Origin of the sequence: Streptomyces sp. NPDC050433 (genome assembly GCF_044458565.1) — a bacterium.
Lineage (GTDB): Bacteria > Actinomycetota > Actinomycetes > Streptomycetales > Streptomycetaceae > Streptomyces.
In genome coordinates, this window is the sequence record NZ_JBITIB010000003.1 from 290,622 (window position 1) to 309,086 (window position 18,465).

Here is an 18,465-nt window from a genome sequence, read left to right on the forward strand (position 1 = left end):
GCGGTCCGGGTCGAGTAAGCGCTTTCTGTCTGAGTCTGGATGAGAACGTAGATCGGCCCTCTGTCCGTGTCAACGGCAGGTACGGCGGGATCGGGGCACGACGGACCGCCACGTGTGGGATCCTCAACTCGGCCTGGAACCAACGCGATCGCGGGGACGTCCCCCCATAAGGTCGCGGCGAGGCGGGCGACCGCGCCGCAGGACGGCGCATGTTCACGGGGAACACCCGATTCAGGGGGAAACAGGGTTGGCACAGGCATCACCCAACACGGCGCAGGCGGACCCACAGCAGAGGAAACTGGCGGCGGAGCTGAGGACCCTCGCCGCCGAGCCCGCCTTCGAACTGCGCCGTGCGGAACTCATCGACCTCGCTCATGACCTGGAGCAGGGGACACGTCTCGACCGGTGGGCCGACGTGGATCTGGTGCAGGCGTACGTACGCCCGGAGAGCCTGGCCGAGCCACCACCGGCCCGCCGCGCGTCGCTCTACGCGCAGCTCCGGGTGGCACTGGCGGCCAAGGCGGGCGCCGGGGCGCTCGTCCGTACGGTGCGCGACGAGCTGCGTCAACGGCCCGTCCGTGAGGGCTTCTTGGAGGCCTCGCTGGGCGTGCTGGTGTTCGTCCCGCTGCTCATCACCTGGTTCGGGCTGCGGGAAGCGGTGCGCGCGTACGGGGAGTTGAGCAAGGAGAATCCCAAGGAGGCGACCCGGCCGTTCCTCCAGCTGTGGCAGACGGGCTTCGGCGGTCATCTCTCGTCGTCGGGCCGGTTCGAGAACGTGGCGCTGATGGCGGTCGTGCTGATCAGCCTGCTGGTGGTGCTGTCGGTGTGGCACGCCCGCGCCCGTTCGCGCGCGGACCGCGTGGAGGCCAGGCTGAACGGCGAGCAGGAGTTTCTGCTGGGCCGGCTGGCATCCCTGCTGACCCGGATCCAGCTGTCGCTCGTGCCTCATCGCGCCGCTTCTCCGCAGCAGTTCACGGCCGGTCTGAGCAAGGCCGCCACCCGGATGGAGTCGCTGGCGTCCCGCGCCGACCACAGCCACAATTCGCTGGTCAACTCCGCGAAGGCGCTGGAGGACGCGACCACGTCGCTGGAGAAGGCCGCCCTCGCGCTGACCGGTGAGCTGCCGAAGCTCGGCACGGCGGCGGACCGTATCGAGGCCGCCGTACGGGGCGGGCACGCGGCGACCGCGCAGGCGGGCGCCGAGAACCAGGCCGCGGCCGGCCGGATCGCCGACCGGATCAAGTCCGCGGGCGACACGGTGGAGGCCTCGCTGAAGGCGCTCGCCGCCGCGCAGCAGACGCTGGCGACGAAGTCGGAGACGGTGGCGAAGGCCACGGAGCGTGCCTCGCAGGCACTGGTGGACAGTGCCGGGCGCACGAAGGACGCCGTCGACGGGATGCGGGAAGCCACCGAGCACTGGGACGCGGCGGCGGCGCACTGGCAGGACGCGGCGGCCCGGCTGGACACCGGGCTTCGCGGGCTGACGGTGCCTCAGGCCGGGTTCGGGGGCGGGGGCGTGGCGCCGCCGGACACGGGGTACGGCGTGACACCCGACCCCGTACCGCACTCGGTACCCGACGCGGCGTCCGCGCCGACGCTCGCGGGCGGGCGGGCGTACGGTGCGGGTTTCGAGTACGACACGCCCACGGAACGCCTCTCGCCGAACGGCGCGAGCGGTGGGGCGAACGGTGCCGCGACGAACGGGAGTTCACCCGGCGAATCGGCCACCGGACCTGACACCCCGACCACACCTGGCGTCCCCGCGCAGCGACCGTCGCGCCCGCCGTATCCGCCGCAGGACGGGGTGGGCCCGTGAGCCGTCCCGTACGCCGGGTGGGCCAACTGGCCGGACGGGTACGGCGCGGCGGACGGCCCGGCGTCGTCATGCTGGCCGGCTGGCTCTTCGCCGACCTCGTCCTGGTGCTCGCCCTGGTGTCGATGGCGGACCGGCCGGACCCGCTGGCCGCCCGCCCGGCGGCCAGGCCGTCGCCGTCCAACTCCCCGTCCCCCTCGCCGACACCGTCGCCCGCCGGGCCGAGGTCGGTGGAGCTGAAGCCGGTGCAGATCCGGGTGAAGGGCGGCGCGAGCAAGGACATCGTCGCCCAGATCAACAAGGGCACGAAGAAGTGGCCGGGGCGCACGGCGGCGCTGGTCCTGACCTTCGGTGGCAGCCAGGGTGGTACGGAGTACGCGCACCGCGTCAACTCGCTGCTCAGCAAGGCGCGTCCGGAGATGTTCTCCAAGAAGACCGCGACGGACGACTTCCACGATCTCGGCGAGCCGGCGAACTCGGCGATCATCCGGATCTACTTCTACACCTCGCCCCGCTGAAGACAGGCTCTGGAGCCGCGACGAACGAGAGGACACACGGCGTGGAGCGGTGGCGGCCCGGCGCACGGGCGGAAGGAACGGGCGACGGCACGGACACACGGCGGCTGCCGCTGCCTGTCCTGCCGCAGTTCCCCGGTATGCGCGGTTTCGCCGAACTGGACTCGGTAATCGTCCGGTTGGGGTTCCGGCATGCCGCCGATCTGCTGCGGGGACCGGCCGTCGAGGCCGGGAGCAGTGTGTTCGCGACCCTGCCGAAAGCGGCGAGGGACGACGGGTTCCGGATCCTCGACGGCCTGTGGTTCCCGGCCCGCGGGCGTGCGTGGACGCGGGTGGACCTGCGCCACATCCAGGAGACGGCCGAGCGGTGGCGCACCTCGACCGATCCGCGTGCCGGTACGGCGACGGCGCTGATGGACACCATGGAGACCGTCGTGCGCGACGATCCGATGGGGCCGCGCCGGATCGTGCTGTGGCAGCTGTGCCGCGAGCTGAAGGACCGGGCCGGGGGCCCGACCGCCGAGGCGGCGGAAGCGCTCGGTGTGCACAGCGCGGACGCCGCGCTGCTGGCGTCCGCCGTCGCGGCGGGCTTTGTGGGCAGGGGACCGGTCCGCGACGCGGCCGAGTCGGTCAACGAGGTCTGGCCGGGTGAGCGGCTGCGGGAGGCGCTGCGGATCGCCGACGTGCTGCCGTCGCACCCCACCGACCACGTGCTGGCGAACTTCCTGACCCGGCTGAACGACCGGGCGGCGGCCGTGGACCGGCTGATGGACGAGGCGCGGCGGCTCGGCGGGCTCGGCGAACTGCGCGCCGCGACGGTCTCCTGGCTGGCGGCCGTACGGCGGGCGGCCGACGACGACGCGGCGATGGCGGGCCTGCTCGGCGCCGCCGCGCTGCTCGCCGACGAGCGGCACTCCCCCGAGGCGCCGTCGCCCAGCGACTCGACGGTGCGGGTGAGCGTCGAGCGGCGTGCCGTCACGCTGACGTGGACGGCCGCGCGGCTGCCGCGTGACACCTCCCGGCTCGGGGGCCCGGTGTCGTACCGGGTGCTGCGCTTCCCGGACGGCGTACCGGAGCAGGCCGTCGAGGTGCCGTCCACGGACACCTCCCTCTCGGTGCTCGACCCGGACGCGCCGATCGGCAGACGGGTGCGGTACGCCGTACTGCCGCTGCGCCGGGGGCAGTTGGCGGGCGTGCCGCGCGTCACCGGTGCCGTGCTGCTGGTGCCGGACGTGGAGGAGGTCCGTGCGGTGCCGGTGCCCGACGGTGTACGGGTGGAGTGGCGGGCGCATCCGGCGGCCACGGGGTTCCGGGCGGTGCGCTCGACCGCGCGCCGGGCCGGGGGGACGGGCCCGCCCGGGCAGCCGACGGACGGTGTGCCGGTCGACGGGCTGCCGGTGCCGGCCGGGCGGAAGGGGTTCGTGGACCGCCCGCTGCTGCCGGGAACGTATCTGTACGAGATCTCCTGCGGCTATCCGGCCGTTCCCGGTCTGCCGGGCGACGGCGGGGAGTTGGTGTGGTCGCCGGGTCTGCGGCTCGCGGCGACGTCCGTCGAATGGCCGTCGCCGGTGGAGGACGTGACCGTGCGGCGGCTGGAAGACGGCACCGTGACGATCGACTGGCGTCCCCCGGTGCGCGGGAACGGCCGTCTGGTGGAGTGGCCGGGCCAGCCCATGGCGTCGGGTGACGATGTGTCAGGCACCCCGGCCGCACGGTCGGCGCCGGGTGAGGGGCCGGTGAGTGTGCTGCCGGAGGCACGGTCCCGGATCCGGATGACGGCGGTGAGCGTGCTCGGCGACAGGGCCGTGGCCGGGCCGAGCGTGCTGGTCGAACGACCGGGGGCGGTCGAGGACTTGACAGCCCGGCGTGTCGCACCGGGCAGGGCGGAGCTGCGGTTCCGCTGGCCCGAGCCCGCGGTCCTGGTCCTGGTGGTGTGGGAGCAGGAGGGCCGACGGCAGGAGACGCGGGTGGCCCGCAGCCGTTACCTGGCCGAGGGGCGCGTCGAGATCCCGCTGAGCGGCCGGCCGTGCCGCGTCGAGGTGAGCGCGGTCCCCCGTCCGGACGCGGTGTCGATCCCCACGGTCCCGGCGACGACGTCCCTGCCCCATGTACCCGAACCGCCGCCTCAGCCGCCCCGGAACAGCCGCGCCCTCGCGCTGCTGTCACTCCCGTGGACGCCCTGGAACAGCGGCGGCGCTCCACGTGGCCGCCCGTGGTGGCGCCGCTGGCGCCCGCGCTCCGGCGGTTAGGAGCCGCTCGTCAGGTGCCGGTCGGGCCCTCGCGGCCCGTCCGGCACCTGACGGCAGGGCCTAAGCGTGTACCTCCGCCTCCGTGCCGCCGCCGAACTCCAGCAGCAGGCCGGGGCGCAGCGCCACGGTGCGGCCGGGGCCGACCTCCTGGACGGTGCCGTCGTCGCGGCGGACCGTCCAGTCGAGCGACGTGCGGTTGGTGAGGCCGAACCGGCCGCGCTGCTGCGGGTGTTCGGTCATCTCGCCCACCACGGCGGTGAAGTCGTGCCGCTCCGGGTCGTCGACCAGGTGGTGCGCGTACACCCGCGCCTTCGGGTCGAGCCGGATACCCCGGCGGGTGCGCAGGGTGCCGCGGCCGGTGACGACTTCGAGCTTCGGGGGCAGTTGTACGGTCTTGCCGCACTTCCAGCAGTCGGGCGCGGGGCCGTCGGGCTGGGTCATGTTCTGCCGGCCGCAGGACACGCACTCGGTGATCGCGTCGAGTACCCGGCTCAGCGCGTCCCGCCACTGCGACTCACGGACCCGCATCGAGGGTGTGGTGAGCCCCTGGGTGAAGGTCTTGACGAACAGGTCGCGCAGGATCTTCGGCAGCGCACCCCACGTCGCGATGACGGTCGGATGCTCGCCGGGCACCGGCCGGTTGCCGGTGTCGGCGGGGTCGTAGATGAACAGCGGGTGGGTGCCGTACATCTTGCGCTTGGCCGCCTCGTCCATGCAGCGGATCTGCAACGCCTGTGCGCCGTCGAGCGGGTGATGGTTCATCAGGAGCAGAAACAGCAGCACGGCGAGCGAGTGCAGGTCGGTCTGGATGCCGGGCTGCGCGCCCTTGTCGCCGCGCACCAGCTCGGGCGCCATGAAGTCCATCGTCCCGGCGACGGCGGCGGCTTCTCCGTCCACCACCGCGTTGTCGTTGTCGCAGACCAGCACATCGCCGGTGGCCGGGTCGAAGAAGATGTTGCCCCAGTTGATGTCGCGGTAGGCGATGCCCTTGGAGTGCAGGGTGAAATAGGCCTCGACGGTGTGCAGCGCGGCGGCGACGAGCGTACGCAGCGTGGTCGCCGCCACCGACGGGTCACGGCGGAACAGCGCGGGCAGGTCGTGGAAGCGCTGGGGCCGTACGTCCATCAGATAGCCGAAACCGGGGTACGACGCGTCCGGGTCCATCACGACCGTCTGCGGCCACAGGAACCGGTCGTCGCCCCAGCCGTGGTGGATGAGCCCTTCGAGGATCTGCCGCTGCCGGGCGTCCGCGAGTTGCGGGTAGTACCACTTCACGGCCCGATCGCCGTGCGGCGTCCGGACCCGGTAGACCTCGCCCTGGCCGCCCGAGCCGAATAGCTCGGCGACCGTGACCCGGTCGCCGGCCTCGGTGACCAGGGTCTGTCCGGCCGCGAGCATGCCGTTCGCCATGCTGTACCTCTCTGCTTCAGTGCGTGTCCGTGTGAGGATGGTGAGGCTGGGGGTGCGCGATGCCGGGGCCGGCCGCCGGGAAGGCGCCCGCCAGCGTCGCGTCGTCCCCGGAGTATTTCGCCGCGTGGCCCAGCCAGTCGGGCAGTTGGGCCTGGACCGCCGCGACGCCGTGGGACGCGGCGCTCGACCGCACCCCGGAGGCGAAGGCCAGGAACCCTTCGTGGTCGGCGAAGCTCTTGGAGAGTCCGTCGGTGGAGATCAGTACGCCGGGCGGCGGGCCGCCGGTGAGGGGCTGCCAGTGCAGCCGCGCCTTGCGCCACGCCTCGGGCTCGCAGAGCGATTCCGTCTCGTCACCCATGTCTGGGCCGGTGTGGAGGGGCATGTGGGTGGTGCCGTCCTCGTCGACGAGGACGATGTCGCCGTCCCCCAACTGCCAGCAGACCAGCAGGCGTTCGGTGAGCACGACGCCTATCAGGGTGCTGCCGTAGACGGCGAGGTCGGGCTCGGGAGTGGACCCGCCGTGCGCCGGGGAGTTGGCCTCCTGCATCAGGACGCGGCGGCGCCAGGCGTGCACGACCTGCTGCGGGAGCGTGCGGGCCTCGGCGCGCAGCCTCGCCCAGTTCGCCTCGTCGTCCCCACGTCGTACGACCTCGTGCGCGTACACCCGCGCGCAGGAGGTGAACGCCTCCACGGCCCAGCCGGCGCCCAGCTCGCTGCGGAAGTGCGCGCGCGACCCGTGGCCGTCGGCGACGGCCAGCACGACGGCACGGCCGTCCGCCGTGGTGAGCGCCCTGCCCCGGTCCTGGCTGTACTTCTTGGCGACCCCTTTGACTCCCCCGTCGAGGAGTTCCCACGCCACGGTGGATGTCCCGGTGGCGTTCACCAGATGTCGGTCTCGTCCTTGGTCAGCGGCACGACGGGCGAGACATTCGCCGGCGCGGCGTCCTCGATCTTCGGCGCCGACGCCTCCTTCACCACCGCCGTGGACATCCAGCGGATGGCGGCGGCCAGTTGGCGGGGATTCTTGGCGAGCAGTGGTTCGAGTTCGGGATTGCCGAGGAATTCCTTGAGCATGCTCTTGTCCGCGTCGTCGCCGATCGCGACGGCGACCCGCACGGCCCGCTTGCCCCACGGCGTGTCGTCGATGGCGCGCAGTCCCGAGCGCCAGTCGTCGGTCGGCTGGCCGTCGGAGACCAGGGCGAGTACGGGGGGCAGGGCGCGCTGCGGCATCGGCGGGGTCTGGAGGGCCGCGGCGGCCATACGGAAGGCGGCGCCCATGTCCGTGGCCCCGTAGGTGTGGACGTCGTCCCAGGTGAACCGGTCCACCGGGGTGGGCTCCTGGATGTGCCAACTCGCGCCGCTCGCGAAGGAGATGGCGCGGACGACCAGAGAGGCGGCCGGGTTGGACTGGGCGGCCTGCTGCATCTCCGGAATGGCCTCACGAATGGCGAAGTTCAATTCGCCGATCTTGCCGTTCACTCCCATGGAGCCCGAGCAGTCGAGCATCCAGATGAAGTGTGCCGGGCGGCTGGCCATACTGCCGCCGGGCACGTCGAGAATGATGGTCACGCTGGTCCTCTCCCCCGAGGCGTCCCATTCGCGCACGCCTGGTTCTGCCTGTGTGGTGCGGTGCTGTGCTGATGTGCTGTGCCGCTGAAAAGCGGTGGTGGAAAGCCTAGTTGAGGGCCCGTCGGTAGGTGTGTTGAGCAGGGATATTGACAGCGCCCTCCGGTCAGCGCGGCGGGTGCGACGGCGAGTATCCGGGCGGGTACCGCGGCGGTACGGCAGGCAGCTCGCCGGGCCGCTGCGGTGGCGGTTGACCGGGGACGTGAGGGGTCGGCGGCGCGGGGCGAGGGCCGTTCCCGTGCCCGTGGCCCTGACCGTGCCCGTGTCCCTGACCGTGCCCCTGTCCCGGTGGGTACGCGGCGGGGGCGCCCGGAATCTGGGTGTCCCGGCCGCCGCCGGCCAGTTCGTTCGTCCAACGCAGCCAGCTCTGGAGCCAGTTGTTCGACCGTCCCACCAGCCGGGTGGCGACGGCGCTGCGCTGTTCGTCGTTCATCCGGCCCAGCACCACGCCGAGGGTCCCGCGCAGCAACTCCTCGACCGTGGTGTGCCATTCCCGGGAGGACCTGGTCAGTTCCTTGCGCCAGACGAAGAAGAGATCGGCGACGACGTCCGGCTGCGTGGCCATGCGGCTCACCTTGGCGTCGTCCCTGAACTCGGCCTGGACGGCGGCCCGGTAGTGGTGCTGCAACGACGGTTCGGCGTTGGCGAGGAACGACAGGGCGCCCGACTGGTAGAGATCGTGCGGTGAGAGACCGGCGAAGCCGCGGGCGAGCATCTGCTGGACGCCGTCCCACAGCGGCGCGTCCACCGGCGAGCCCGCCCGGCGCAGCTCGCCGACGCGGTCCACGACGTCCCTGGGTGAGCCGCTCGTCCGCGCGAAGTTGTCGGCGACGACGAGCAGTTGGGTGGTGGCACGCTCCCGTCCGGTCAGCTCCGCCCGACGGTGGATCGCGTGCGCGAAGTCGACCAGCTCGCGGTCGAACCGGCCGGGCGCGGTGAGCCAGGCCAGGAACCGCGTGCCGAGACCGGCGGCGAGAATCGCCTCCGCGCCGCAGACACGGACGATATGGGGAAACTCCCCCCGCTCCGGCTGCCCGGCCCCCCAGACCAGCCCCCACAGGGTCTCCAGTGTCGGCGGGTCCGTCGCGACGGACCCGGCCGCGCCCGGGGCCGGTTCGGCGAGTTTCGTGAACAGGCCGATCCCGCGCAGGTGGTGCGGCGGCCCGCTCCACCGTACGGCCAGCTCGACCAGGCGCACGGAGGGCGGAGCGACGTCGCTGTGGGACCGTACCCACTCGCCCTGGGGCGACATCAGCAACTCCCGCAGGAGATGGCTCCGCCGGCCCGTGGTCTCGACGGCGATCTTCGCCAGGACGAGCCGGTTCAGCCCTTGGTGGCCCACGCTCTTCAGTACGGCGACGGCGTCGGCACTCTCGGGACCACGGGGCTGGAGCAGCACGCGAACCAGCTTGTTCACCGCGTCCTCGACGCCGGGGCCCTGGTGGCCGTGCAGGACCAGCGCGAGATGCAGCGGTCCCGCCCAGGCGGAGACCGGGCCGCGCAGTCGGCGCGCCAGGCCCTTGTCGAAGCGGGGGCCGAACTCGGCGCGCAGGGACCGTTGTGCCGACTCGCCGAGGGGCAGGCCGACGAGGGGGTCGTGCCGGAGTTTCGTGTCCTGGTCGAGCGCGGCGGCGAGCCGTCGGCGGGCCAGGGCCAGGGCCAGCGGGTCGGTGACGCTTTCGGCGCAGTGCTTGCCGAGCTCCTGGCAGACGCGGGTCAACTCCTCGATGGCCGGGGAGCCTTGGGTCTGGTCCTCGGCGGCCGACGCGAGCGTGTCGATGACGGCGGGCAGGGAATCCCCGTGGAGTGCGGTCAGCCCGTCCCCCGACGCCGTTCCCATCCGCAGGAGTTGGCGCGCGAGCGACGCGGGGGCGAACGGGTCGTCGGCCTCCGCCGTACCTGCTGCCGAAGCCGTCGGCGGGGTGCCGGCCTGCCACAGCGCGGCCGTCAGCTCGGCCCAGGAATCGGGGACGTAGGGACTGCCCGGTCCGCCGAGGCCGTCGTGGACCCGGTACAGGTGCTCGACCAGCAGCGGGTCGTGCCGGTCGAAGGAAGCGTCAGGACCGATCCCGATGATCTGCTGCGGCGCGTCACGCGGTTCGTCGGCGCGGGTGACGAACGTCAGCTCCCTGGCGCGCTGTTCGGGCAGCGACGCGCAGGCGAGGGCGATCCAGTGGGCGACCGTCTCGGGGTCCTGTTCGGCGATGACGATCTGCCGGCCCGCGGGGTCGGCCCAGAGGCGTCGTACGTCGGCGAGGAACGGTGCGACGCGCGCTGCGTGTTCACGGGCGAACCGGACGAGCGACTGACGGTCGAAATGCCCTTCCGGCGCGGGCAGCAGGTCTCCGTCGGCGGGTGCCGGGCTGTTCCAGGAGCGGGAGCGCCAGGTGTCGATCGGCCATACCCGGTCGAACCCGGCGGCACCGGCCGGGAGGTGCACGGCATCGACGAACTGCCTTTGCGCGTCGGGGTGTTCACCTTCCGTACGCCCGTTGCAGAGGAGACTGCCGCCGGCCGGGAGGCGACTGCAGCTCAGGGCTCCGTCCGGGGTCCGGCGATGGGTGAGGGCGATGACCTGCTCGACCTGCGCGAGCAGATCCTCCGACGCCCCTCCCTCGGACGCCCCGCCCTCTGAACCCGAGACCGAGCCCGAGCCCGCCGACAGCGTCCCTTCCGGCGGCCGGAGCGGCTGAAGGCGGACGCTGCCGGTGTCCGGCTCCCGGTCGAGGAGGTAGCTGAGACGGCGGATGACCATGCCATATTCTGACCAACCGTCTCGGCGGACCGCAGGAAGTCCCCGAAGTTTGACCTATTCCTTGACCGCCCCCGAGTTCGCGCTCCGTACGAAGTGCCGCTGGAAGGTGAAGAAGAGCACCGCCACCGGCACGGTCGCCAGCAGGGCCGCCGTCAGCTTGAGCGGATACTGCGTCCCGCTGCTCAGGCTGCCGGAGACGAAGGACGCGAGGCCGGTCGTCAGCGTCTGGTACTGCGGCGACTGGGTCGCGACCAGGAAGTGGGTGAACTCGTTCCAGGACCCCTGGAAGGACAGGATCGTCAGCGTGATCAGGGCGGGCTTGGCCATCGGCAGCACCACCGACCAGAAGGTGCGGAAGACACTGGCGCCGTCGATCCTGGCCGCCTCCTCCACCTCCCTCGGGACGGAGAGGAAGAACTGCCGCATGATGAACACCCCGGCCGCGTCCACCAGCAGGGGGATGATCATGGCGGCGTACGTGTCGAAGATGCCCAGCTGGTTCAGGACGAGGAACTTCGGGATCAGCAGCACCACGCCGGGCACCGACATGACCGTGAGCAGCCCGCTGAAGAGCAGATTGCGCCCGCGGAAGTCGAGGCGGGCCAGCGCGTAGCCGGCCAGCGAGTCGAAGAAGACCCGCCCCGCGGTGATGAACAGGGTGACGAGGACCGAGTTGCCCAGCCAGGTGCTGAACGGCACGGCGTCACCGGCGTTCCCGAGCCCGAACAGCCGCCGGTAGGAATCCAGCGAGAACGGGTCCGGCAGCAGGGACAGCGGATTGGCCGCCGCGTCCGGATCGGTCTTGAACGACGTCGCGATCTGGATGGCGAACGGCAGCAGATAGAGCAGCCCGACCCCGGTGAGCAGCAGATACACGAGGACGAGGAGGATCGTCCGGCCGGTGCTGCGCGGGGGGCGCGGCCCGTTGGAGGCGCCGCCGCGGGTCCGGTGCTCCCAGGTCGTCGGGGCCTTCCGCGCCGAGGGGGTCGTCGGTACCGTACTCATGAAGCCCTCCGGCGAATGACCCCGAAGCGCCTGCCCGCCCTGACCGGTTTGTCCCGGTCGCGCAGCAGCACGCGCTGAATCAGGGTCATCACCATGATGATCGCCAGCAGGATGAAGGCGATGGCCGCGGCGCGGCCGTATTCGGAGTCCTGGAATCCCGCGGTGTAGGAGAGGAAGGCGGGGGTGAGGGTGGTGTTGCCCGGTTGGCCCTGGCTCATCACGTACACGGCGTCGAAGATCTGCCAGCTGCCGATCAGTCCGAGTGTGAGCACCAGGAAGATCACCGGGCGGAGCGCGGGGATCGTGACGTTGCGGAACGACTGCCAGCGGCTGGCGCCGTCCAGCAGGGCGGCCTCCTCCAGCTCGGCGGGCACGTCCTGCAACGCGGCGAGGAAGATCAGCATGTAGGTGCCGGACGACGTCCACACGATCAGCGCGATGATGGTGCACATCGCGATGGAGGGGCCGGAGAGCCAGTCCCACCAGGACAGTCCGAGGAAGCCGTTGGACGCGAGCGCGCCCGTCGGCTTGTCCGGGTCGACGATGCCGAGCCCGCCCAGCACCGTCCACACCAGGCCGTTGGCGTCGGTGAACCACTTCGGTCCGGTGATGCCGACCCACTTCAGCAGGGCGTTGATCGCGCCGCTGCCCTGGAACAGGAAGAGGAAGACGGTGGAGATGGCGATGGAGCTGGTCACCGAGGGGAAGTAGAAGATCGTCCGGAAGAGGCTCTTGCCCTTGATCCGGCGGCTGTTGACGGCCACGGCGAGCGCGAGGGCGAGGATCGTCTGGAGCGGTACGACCAGCAGGACGAAGTAGAGGTTGTTGCGCACCGACGTCATGAACAGCGTGCGGTCGAGGCCGTCGGTGGTCAGGACGTTGGAGTAGTTCTCGGTCCCGACGAAGTCGGCGGCGCCCGTGAAGGGGTTGGACTGCCCGTCCCAGTTCAGCAGGCTGACCCACAGGGCCATCCCGATGGGCAGCAGCAGGAACAGTCCGAGGACCAGCACCATCGGACTGACGAAGAGCCAGCCCCACAGTCCCTGCCGGCCTTTGATGCCGGACGCCGACCCGCGGCGGGCGCGCTGCCCTCTGCCGTCGGGACCACCGGGACCGCGGGGGCCACCGGCGCGTCCGGTGCCTCCGGCCGCGGCGGCGGGCGGCGCCGCGACAGACCCGCTGTCGCTGCCGCTGCCGTACTGACTCATTGTCTTTCTCTCTCTCCTGCACCCGCCGGGACCGTCCGGCCCCGGCGGGTGTGTCCTACAGGGTGGGGCCGTACGTCAGCCGTTGCTCTTGAGGACCTGCTCGCCGTTGGTCTGCAGGTCGCCGAGGATCTTCTTCGGGTCGGCCGTCGCCAGCCCGGCCAGATCCGTGTCGAACTGCTCAAGGACCTTGGTGAAGCCGGGCAGGGTGACCGGGCCCTGCGCGTAGGCGGAGCCGTCGACGAACGCCTTGTCCTGCGGGTGGTTCCTCGCGTACGTCGCCAGTGCGCTGGTGCGCGAAGGCATCACGCCGTACTCGTCGGCGAACTTCACCTGCTGGTCGGCGGTGGTGAACGCCTCGACGAGCGAGACGGCCGCCTCGTGGTGGGTGCTCTTGTTGGCGATGCCCCAGCAGGTGCTGAAGGAGAGCGTGCCCTGGCCCTTCGGGCCCTTGGGCAGCGGGACGACGGTGTAGTCGACGTCCGGGTAGTCGTTCGTCATGGCGCCGGAGAGCCAGTTGCCCTCGATGGTCATGGCCGCCTTCTGCGCGCCGAACGCCTCGCCGCCCCAGCCGGCGTCGACCTGCTTGGGGTAGCTGAGCACACCGTCGTTGAGCAGCTTCTTCACATACGTCAGCGCCTCGATGTTCTCGGGGCTGTCGGCCGTGACCTTGGTCTGGTCGGCGCTGGTGATCCAGCCGCCGGCCTGCTTGAGGAACGGACCGAGCTGGTTGTACGAGCTGTTCACGACGAGGCCGCTGACCTTGCCCTTGGTGAGCTTCTTGGCGACGCTCGCCAGGTCGTCCCAGGTCGCGGGGTAGTCGGTGTCGGTGAGCCCGGCGGCCTTCCACATCTTGTTGTTGATCGCGAGGGAGAGCGTGGAGCTGTCCTTCGGGGCGCAGACGAACTTGTCGTCGTAGCTGAAGGAGCTGCGCAGCGTGGCCGAGAAGTCTTCCTTGTCCTTGAGCTTGTCGCCGTACGCGTACAGGGAGTTGCCCTTGGCGTAGTTGGCGAAGACCGACGAACCGACATAGAAGACGTCCGGCGGCTTGCCGCCCGCCAGCGCCTGGCCCAGCTGCTGGTCCAGGTTCTGCGCCGGGACGACGGTGACGGTGTTGCCGGTCTTCTTCGCCCAGGCGGCGGCGGCGGCCTTGACGGCGTTGGTCTCGGCGTCGCCGGATGAGCCGATCATCACGGTCAGCTTCTGCTTGCCGGAGCTGTCCTGTTCGGCGCTGCTGTCGCTGCCGAAGTCGGACGAACATCCGGTGACCAGGAGCGCGCCGCATATCGCGGCGGCGGTCGCGGCTCTGTTCTTTTTCATCTGCTTCTCTCTCCAGCTGTCGCTGTCGGGGACTTGCTGTCCGGGGGGGGTTCCGTGGCCGGGGAGGCCTGGGGACGGTGGCCGGGTGGCCGGAGTGCGGCGGGGGGCGGCGCTGAGGGTTGGGTCCAGGGTGGGGGCTGAGGGGTGGGGGCTTGAGGGGTGGGGCTCAGGGTTGGGGGTCGGCCGACGAGCTCTCCCTCACGATCAGTTCGGGCGCCAGCAGCACACGCTCCGGCGCCGCGTCCGGATCCTTGATGCGGGCCATCAGGATCCGGGTGCAGGCCCGGCCGACCTCGTCCAGCGGCTGGCGGACGCTGCTGAGGCTCGGCGAGAGAAGTCCGGCGGCGGGCGAGTCGTCGAAGCCGACGACCGCCACGTCACGCCCCGGACTGAGCCCGGCGTCCCGCAGTGCGCGGTAACAGCCCAGCGCCAGGGTGTCGCTGGCCGCCACCACGGCGGTGGCGCGGCCCACGACGCGGGCGACCGCCGTACGGGCGGCGTCCACGTCGTCCACGGACGACACCCGCAGGTCACGCACGGGCAGGTCGTGCCGGCGCATCGCCTCGCGCCAGCCGCCGGCCCGGTCGTCACCGACGCCCGAGCCGCGCGGCCAGCCCAGGAACGCGATCTTCCGGTGGCCGGCCGCCACCAGGTGGTCGACGGCGGCGGCGGTGCCATGGGCACCGTCGACGTCCACCCAGTCACCGGTGTCCTTCGCCGACCACCGGCCGAACGCGATGAACGGAACCGCGTTCTTGTGCAGCCAGCCCGGCCGCTTGTCACCGCGGTAGGTGTTGCTGAGGACGAACCCGTCGACCGAGTGCTCCCGCAACAGCTCGTCGTAGCGCTCGGCCTCGTCGTCGGCGCCGAGGGGCGCGGCGAAGAGCAGTATCCGGTAGCCGGCCTGGTCCGCCGAGTCCGACAGCGCGTGCAGGAAGTGGTCGGACACGGGCGTCGACAGACCGGGGGGCGTGGGCTGGACGCCGTATCCGATCAGTCTGCTGGAGCGGGTACGCAGTGAGCGGGCGGCCTGGTGGGGCCGGTAGTCCAGCTCGTCGAGCGCCCCCCGTACCCGCTTCAGGGTGGCGGGCGCGAGGAGTTCGGGCGAGTTGAGCGCGTTGGAGACCGTCTGTGTGGACACCCCAGCCCGTTGGGCGACGAGAGCCAGGGTGACCGGCCCTCCCTTACGCCCGCCGGCCGACGTCGTACGTGCCACCAACGGCCTCCGATCCACGTACGGCAGCCGCTCGAAATGCGGCGCCGCATCTTCAATGGATCGATAAAACTCTTTCCCATGGCAGGTTGGCAAGGGTTAAGGTGAATTTTGATCGATCCAAATCACGAGAGGCGCCACACAGTGAACACGGTCGTCCAGGGAAACCCCGCCGGTCACCAGCCGCCCGCGGACGTCGTCACCGAGGGGCTGCAGCCCTTTCTGCACGACGTCTGCACCACGCTCTACGCGCCCAGCCTGGTGCTGTCCCGGCCGGCCGGAGACATCGCCGGCGGGCCCGACGGGTTCTTCCACGGTGACCGCAGGCTGCTCTCAAGGCTCTCGGTCCGGGTCGAGGGCGTGCCCGTCCTCCCCGTGAACCACAACCTCGGCGCCGCCGACCGGACGTCCTTCCGCGCCGTGCTGCGCGGCATCGGCGAGCACACCGCCGACCCGGCCGTCACGCTGCACCGGGTGCGCTCGGTCGAACCGGGTGTGCTGCGCGAGGAGTTGGAGATCGCGAACGCCGGGCTCAAGGACATACGGCTGGAGGTCGTCGTCGGCGCGGCCAGCGACCTGGTGAGCATGAACGACGTCAAGTCCGGCCGCCACTCCCCCGCACTTCCCGCCGACGTCGAGGAGGACGCGCTGGTCTGGCGCCGGGACGAGGTCGGAGTGCGGCTGCGCGCCTCGTCCGGCTCCCCCCGGATCGACGCGGACGCGGGTGAGTTGCGCTTCGAGGTGGTGCTGGCGGCGCGTGAGTCGTGGCGTACGACGCTGGAGTGCACCGTCACCGACGACGAGCCCCTGCGGTTCCCGGCCGTGGCCCGTGACGCGGTGCCGTGGTCTCCGGCCGCGCTCCGCAGCGCCGATCACCGCATGGACCAGTTCTTCGCCCGGTCGGTAGGTGACCTCGAACGACTCCTTCTGTCCGACCCCGAGCACCCCGAGGACCAGTTCCTGGCCGCCGGCTCCCCCTGGTTCCTCACCCTGTTCGGCCGAGACTCGCTGTGGGCGGCTCGAATGCTGCTGCCGCTCAGCAGCGACCTGGCGGCGGGCACCCTCCGCACACTTGCCCGCCGCCAGGGCACCACCACCGACGAGCGCACCGACGAGCAGCCCGGCAAGATCCTGCACGAGGTGCGCCGCGAAGCGTCGCACCTCAACGAGGGCGCGTCCCTGCCGCCGGTCTACTACGGCACGGTGGACGCCACCCCGCTCTGGGTGATCCTGCTGCACGACGCGTGGCGCTGGGGCATGGACCCCGAGCAGGTACGCGATCTGCTGCCGCACGCCGAGGCCGCCCTGGAGTGGCTGGCGGCATACGGCGACGCGGACGGCGACGGTCTGCTGGAGTACATCGACGTCTCCGGTCTGGGGCTCGCCAACCAGGGCTGGAAGGACTCCGGCGACTCCATCCGCTGGCGCGACGGCACCCTGGCCGAGGCCCCGATCGCGCTGTGCGAGGTCCAGGCGTACGGCTACGAGGCGGCGATGAGCGGCGCCGCGCTGCTGCGCGCCTTCGGCCGGCCCGGCGCGGAGCGCTGGGAGGCGTGGGCGGACCGGCTCAAGCGCCGCTTCCGGGAGAGTTTCTGGGTCGAGGACGAGGCGGGCCGCTATCCGGCCGTGGCGCTCGACGCCGCCAAACGCCCGGTGGACTCGGTCACTTCGGGCTTCGGGCATCTGCTGGGCACCGGGCTGCTCGACGAGGAGGAGAGCGCGCTGCTCGCCGCCCGGCTGGCCGGACCGGAGCTGAACTCGGGCTTCGGGCTGCGGACTCTGAGTACGGATTCCACCGGTTTCAACCCGTTCGGTTACCACATCGGGTCGATCTGGCCGCATGACACCGCCATCGCCGTGCACGGCCTGGCGCGGGCCGGCTTCCCGGCGGAGGCCGCGTCGCTGGCCGCCGGTCTGGTCGCCGCGTCGGCGGCGTTCGACGGCCGGCTGCCCGAGCTGTTCGCCGGTCACGGCTCGGCCGTCGACAGCGTGCCCGCCCCGTATCCGGCGTCGTGCCGCCCGCAGGCCTGGTCGGCGGCGTCCGCGGTCGCGCTGCTCCAGGCCGCGCTCGGCCTGGAGGCCGATGTGCCGGGAGGCACGCTGCGCTTCTCGCCGCGCGCCGCCGAGAGCTTGGGCCCGCTGAACCTGACGGGTCTGCGGGTGGCGGGCGCGCCTCTGGCCGTACGGCTGGACGCGACGGGTCAGGTCCAGGTGGACGCCCCGGACGCGCTGACCGTGCACGGCGCCGACCGCGCCTGAACCGTCCTCCCCGCGAACGAGGAATCGCCGCCATGCCGCTGATGGATCTGCCCCTGGAGGAGCTGCGCGGCTACCTCCCCGACCGGGAGGAGCCGTCGGACTTCGACGCCTTCTGGGCGGACACGCTCGACCGGGCGCGGAGCCATGACCGCCGGCCGGTGTTCACGCCGTACGACGCCTGCCTCACCGAGGTGGACGTGTACGACGTGAGCTTTCCGGGCTTCGGCGGCGACCCGGTGGCCGGCTGGCTGCTGGTGCCGGCCTCCGCCACCGGGCCGCTGCCGTGCGTGGTGGGCTTCCTCGGGTACGGCGGCGGGCGGGGCTTCCCGTACGAGTGGCTGACCTGGCCGTCCGCCGGATACGCGCACCTGCTGATGGACACGCGCGGCCAGGGCGGCTCGCTCCAGCCGGGCGCGACGGGCGACCCGCACGGAAGCGGCGGCGCGTCGTCGCCGGGCATGGTCACCCGAGGCATCGAGGACCCGGCCGACTACTACTACCGCCGGGTCTTCACCGACGCCGTCCGGGCCGTGGACGCCGCGCGCGCCCACCCGTCGGTCGACGCGGCGCGGATCGTCATCGCGGGCGGCAGCCAGGGCGGCGGTATCGCGCTCGCCGCCTCGGCGTTGAGCGAGAATGTGAGCGCCGCCCTGGTCAATCAGCCGTCGCTGTGTCACTACCGGCGTGCGCTCCAGGTGGTGGAAGGCAACGCGTACCGCGAGATCTGGACGTATCTGCGGACCCACCGGGAGTCGGCGGAGCGGGTGTTCAGGACGCTGTCCTACTTCGACGGGGTCAACTTCGCGGCCCGTGCGAGCGCTCCGGCGCTGTTCTCGGCGGCGCTGATGGACGACATCTGCCCACCCTCGACGGTGTTCGCGGCGTACAACCACTGGTCGGGACCGAAGGACATCCGGGTCTGGCCGTGGAATCGGCACGAGGGCGGCGGCTACTTCCAGGATCTGGAGCAACTGCGTTTCCTGCGGGAGCTGCTGGCGCTCGGCAGTGGCTGAGGCAGAGGCTGAGGCAGAGGTACTGACCGGTCCGGGCACGCCGTGCGGTCTCCGCCGTCGGCAGGCCCCACCGCCGCCGTGA

13 protein-coding genes are annotated in these 18,465 nt (G+C 71.7%); 5 read left to right on the forward strand and 8 right to left on the reverse strand.

Annotated elements, in window-relative coordinates; genetic code table 11:
• Positions 1-247: 247 nt before the first annotated feature.
• Genes ACIBLA_RS06160 through ACIBLA_RS06170 form a run of 3 tightly spaced genes read left to right on the forward strand, consistent with a single transcriptional unit; the run spans position 248 to position 4,577 of the window.
• On the forward strand, positions 248-1,816 hold the full coding sequence (locus ACIBLA_RS06160) for a hypothetical protein (protein WP_399197899.1): 1,569 nt from the start codon (positions 248-250) through the stop codon (positions 1,814-1,816).
• Complete coding sequence (locus tag ACIBLA_RS06165; RefSeq protein WP_363240742.1) at positions 1,813-2,331, forward strand: hypothetical protein; 519 nt, start codon at positions 1,813-1,815, stop codon at positions 2,329-2,331. The genes ACIBLA_RS06160 and ACIBLA_RS06165 overlap by 4 nt, the downstream gene beginning before the upstream one ends.
• A gap of 41 nt (positions 2,332-2,372) precedes the next feature.
• A complete protein-coding gene (locus ACIBLA_RS06170) occupies positions 2,373-4,577 on the forward strand; it encodes a hypothetical protein (protein ID WP_399197900.1) in 2,205 nt (734 codons plus the stop codon).
• 60 nt (positions 4,578-4,637) lie between these two features.
• On the opposite strand, the gene ACIBLA_RS06175 is transcribed toward ACIBLA_RS06170, so the two are convergent.
• The 8 genes from ACIBLA_RS06175 to ACIBLA_RS06210 all read right to left on the reverse strand — a co-directional run bounded on the left by ACIBLA_RS06175 (position 4,638) and on the right by ACIBLA_RS06210 (position 15,114).
• Positions 4,638-5,987, reverse strand: coding sequence for a protein kinase (locus ACIBLA_RS06175; protein ID WP_363240740.1), 1,350 nt, complete (start codon positions 5,985-5,987; stop codon positions 4,638-4,640).
• Positions 5,988-6,003: 16 nt separating this feature from the next.
• Entirely contained in the window at positions 6,004-6,870 is an 867-nt protein-coding gene (locus ACIBLA_RS06180) for a PP2C family serine/threonine-protein phosphatase (RefSeq protein WP_363240739.1), read from the reverse strand.
• Positions 6,867-7,523, reverse strand: coding sequence for a tellurium resistance protein (locus ACIBLA_RS06185; protein WP_363240842.1), 657 nt, complete (start codon positions 7,521-7,523; stop codon positions 6,867-6,869). The genes ACIBLA_RS06180 and ACIBLA_RS06185 overlap by 4 nt, the downstream gene beginning before the upstream one ends.
• A 196-nt stretch (positions 7,524-7,719) precedes the next feature.
• A complete protein-coding gene (locus tag ACIBLA_RS06190) occupies positions 7,720-10,368 on the reverse strand; it encodes a GTPase-associated protein 1-related protein (protein WP_399197901.1) in 2,649 nt (882 codons plus the stop codon).
• A 54-nt stretch (positions 10,369-10,422) separates the two neighbouring features.
• On the reverse strand, positions 10,423-11,373 hold the full coding sequence (locus tag ACIBLA_RS06195; protein ID WP_363240737.1) for a carbohydrate ABC transporter permease: 951 nt from the start codon (positions 11,371-11,373) through the stop codon (positions 10,423-10,425).
• Entirely contained in the window at positions 11,370-12,581 is a 1,212-nt protein-coding gene (locus ACIBLA_RS06200) for a carbohydrate ABC transporter permease (protein WP_399197902.1), read from the reverse strand. The genes ACIBLA_RS06195 and ACIBLA_RS06200 overlap by 4 nt, the downstream gene beginning before the upstream one ends.
• A gap of 75 nt (positions 12,582-12,656) precedes the next feature.
• The gene (locus tag ACIBLA_RS06205; RefSeq protein ID WP_363240735.1) at positions 12,657-13,898 is read right to left on the reverse strand and encodes an extracellular solute-binding protein; all 1,242 of its coding nucleotides are present in this window, start codon (positions 13,896-13,898) and stop codon (positions 12,657-12,659) included.
• A 166-nt stretch (positions 13,899-14,064) separates the two neighbouring features.
• Entirely contained in the window at positions 14,065-15,114 is a 1,050-nt protein-coding gene (locus tag ACIBLA_RS06210; RefSeq protein WP_363240734.1) for a LacI family DNA-binding transcriptional regulator, read from the reverse strand.
• 141 nt (positions 15,115-15,255) lie between these two features.
• On the opposite strand from ACIBLA_RS06210, the gene ACIBLA_RS06215 reads away from it, so the two are divergent.
• Together ACIBLA_RS06215 and ACIBLA_RS06220 are read left to right on the forward strand one after the other, a co-directional pair.
• Positions 15,256-17,370, forward strand: a complete 2,115-nt coding sequence (locus tag ACIBLA_RS06215; protein ID WP_399197903.1) for a glycogen debranching N-terminal domain-containing protein — start codon at positions 15,256-15,258, stop codon at positions 17,368-17,370.
• A gap of 32 nt (positions 17,371-17,402) precedes the next feature.
• A complete protein-coding gene (locus ACIBLA_RS06220; protein WP_399197904.1) occupies positions 17,403-18,383 on the forward strand; it encodes an acetylxylan esterase in 981 nt (326 codons plus the stop codon).
• Positions 18,384-18,465: the final 82 nt, after the last annotated feature.

Bases quoted from the DNA above. Each gene is read 5' to 3' on its own strand.
- ACIBLA_RS06175 (WP_363240740.1), bottom strand. From the start codon at position 5,987: ATGGCGAACGGCATGCTCGCGGCCGGACAGACCCTGGTCACCGAGGCC.
- ACIBLA_RS06185 (WP_363240842.1), bottom strand. From the start codon at position 7,523: ATGGCCAGCCGCCCGGCACACTTCATCTGGATGCTCGACTGCTCGGGC.
- ACIBLA_RS06190 (WP_399197901.1), bottom strand. From the start codon at position 10,368: ATGGTCATCCGCCGTCTCAGCTACCTCCTCGACCGGGAGCCGGACACC.
- ACIBLA_RS06195 (WP_363240737.1), bottom strand. From the start codon at position 11,373: ATGAGTACGGTACCGACGACCCCCTCGGCGCGGAAGGCCCCGACGACC.
- ACIBLA_RS06200 (WP_399197902.1), bottom strand. From the start codon at position 12,581: ATGAGTCAGTACGGCAGCGGCAGCGACAGCGGGTCTGTCGCGGCGCCG.
- ACIBLA_RS06205 (WP_363240735.1), bottom strand. From the start codon at position 13,898: ATGAAAAAGAACAGAGCCGCGACCGCCGCCGCGATATGCGGCGCGCTC.
- ACIBLA_RS06220 (WP_399197904.1), top strand. From the start codon at position 17,403: ATGCCGCTGATGGATCTGCCCCTGGAGGAGCTGCGCGGCTACCTCCCC.